Consider the following 1,837-nt stretch of genomic DNA (forward strand, 5'->3'; position numbering starts at 1 on the left):
CTTGCCGTCGGCCACGGCCCGTTAGCTAGCCCCGCCGGGAAGCCCCGCCCTCTACCCGCCAGGGTGTTCGCGCTGGCGGCGCGGAGCGCTTGGGTCGGGATGAGAGGCGGGGACACCTTGGTTTTCAATGTACTGACGCAAAACCGAAACGGTAACGCCGCCACACGAAGCAATGAAATACGATTCATTCCACAGAACATCTTTTCGGTAGATCCTTCTGTCCGTAAATTCGCTTCTCAGTCTGCGACTAGAGACAGATTTAATATTATTCACAAACTTGGACAAAGTTATCTGTGGGTAGTATTGAAATAGAAGGTGGGCATGATCTGCTTCACCGTTAAACTCAAACCGTTAAGCTCAATAAGCTTGCAGTTCCATTTTTGGCAGAGATTATACAGGATCTCATGTAAGCGCTGTAACATCTCAGCAGTGAGTACCTGGCGGCGGTACTTGGTCGTTAAGACTAAGTGCGCCTTTAAATCGGACACAGCCCTGCCGCTAGAGACAAAGTCGTCTTTCATAGCCCTTCAGCTTTCACTGCTGCTATAATCAGTGTAGTAGCTCTTGGATACTCTTACGTGAGAGTTGCCTACCAGTACCGCTTGCGTCCTACTTCTAGCCAAATTGCCTTGATGGAGAAGTGGCTAGAGTTGCTGCGCAAGCAGTACAACTATTGCTTAGCAGAGCGCTTCAAGTGGTGGGAACAAAACCGCTGCGATGTCTATGCCTGTTCTCTACTGGTCTGTCACTTACCTGAGCTGAAAGATGAGCCAGACTACTACTCACAGAAGCGCGACCTAGTAAACACAAAAGCACTCTTTCCGGAGTACAAGACCATTCACTCGCAAGTCTTGCAAAACTGCATAGAGCGAGTACAGCAAGCCTTTGACCGCTGGCTGAAAGGAAACATTAACGGCAAGAGGCTAGGCAAGCCAAGGTTTAAGGGGGCAGGTCGGTATCGTTCCTTTACGTATCCCCAGATGAAACAGAACTGTATTCGGGGAAAGTTTGTCCACCTGCCTAAAATCGGCTTGGTTAAGCTCATCCAGAACCGTCCTCTGCCTGGAGGTTTTGTGATTAAGACGGCTACCGTCACTCGTAAGGCTGATGGCTGGTATGTGACGTTGAGCCTGCAAGACTCTTCTGTTCCCGAACTTGATCCCGACCCTCCAACCCTGGAAAACACGATAGGGATCGATATGGGGTTGGATTCGTTTCTGGTGACTGACCAGGGGGAAGCCATTCCAGTTCCACGGTACTATCGCAGGGCACAAAAAAGGTTGAAGCAATTGCAGCGGTCTTTGTCCCGTAAGCGGAAGGGGTCAAACCGCTACAAGAAAGCCTTGAAGCGGTTGGCAAAGGCGCACCTGAAAGTAGCCAATCAGCGCAAAGACTTCCACGACAAGGTAGCCAAGTGGTTGTTGAGCAAGGGGAAAAACATTGCCCATGAGGCGCTTAACGTTAAGGGTCTTGCCAGAACCAACCTAGCCAAATCTGTTCTGGATGCTTCCTGCGTATTCTCACAGTCAAGGCTGAGAGAGCTGGGCTGTTGACGATTGCAGTGAACCCCAACGGCACAAGTCAAGAGTGTTCTGGGTGCGGTCGGAAAGTTCCCAAAAGCCTGAGTGAGAGGTGGCATTCCTGCCCTCACTGCGGCTTGGAGTTGCCCAGGGAAAGGACTACGTCCCGCTTACGCGAACAGAACTCTGCCTTACTTATCAAGTACAGGGCGGTGGGGCATCCCGTCCTTTTCGCGCTACTCGGACGGAGTCCTTGAAGCCCGCACTCTACCCGACAGGGTGTTCGCGCTAGCGGCGCGGAGCGCTTGGAGCGGGAG

2 protein-coding genes and 1 pseudogene are annotated in these 1,837 nt (G+C 51.9%); 2 read left to right on the top strand and 1 reads right to left on the bottom strand.

Going from position 1 to position 1,837, the window contains the following annotated elements; translation table 11 throughout:
- Window positions 1–51: 51 nt before the first annotated feature.
- Window positions 52–521 (bottom strand): annotated as a pseudogene (gene tnpA, locus NW807_RS00640) (IS200/IS605 family transposase).
- A gap of 57 nt (window positions 522–578) precedes the next feature.
- On the opposite strand from tnpA, the gene NW807_RS00645 reads away from it, so the two are divergent.
- Window positions 579–1,553 (top strand): RNA-guided endonuclease InsQ/TnpB family protein, encoded by a 975-nt coding sequence (locus NW807_RS00645; RefSeq protein WP_414424997.1) that lies wholly within the window; start codon window positions 579–581, stop codon window positions 1,551–1,553.
- An 8-nt stretch (window positions 1,554–1,561) separates the two neighbouring features.
- Window positions 1,562–1,777: a zinc ribbon domain-containing protein gene (locus NW807_RS00650; RefSeq protein WP_414424998.1), complete on the top strand. Its 216-nt coding sequence runs from the start codon at window positions 1,562–1,564 to the stop codon at window positions 1,775–1,777.
- The last annotated feature ends 60 nt before the right edge of the window (window positions 1,778–1,837 follow it).

This window comes from Synechococcus sp. R70.1, from assembly GCF_047461675.1.
Taxonomy (GTDB): domain Bacteria; phylum Cyanobacteriota; class Cyanobacteriia; order Thermostichales; family Thermostichaceae; genus Thermostichus.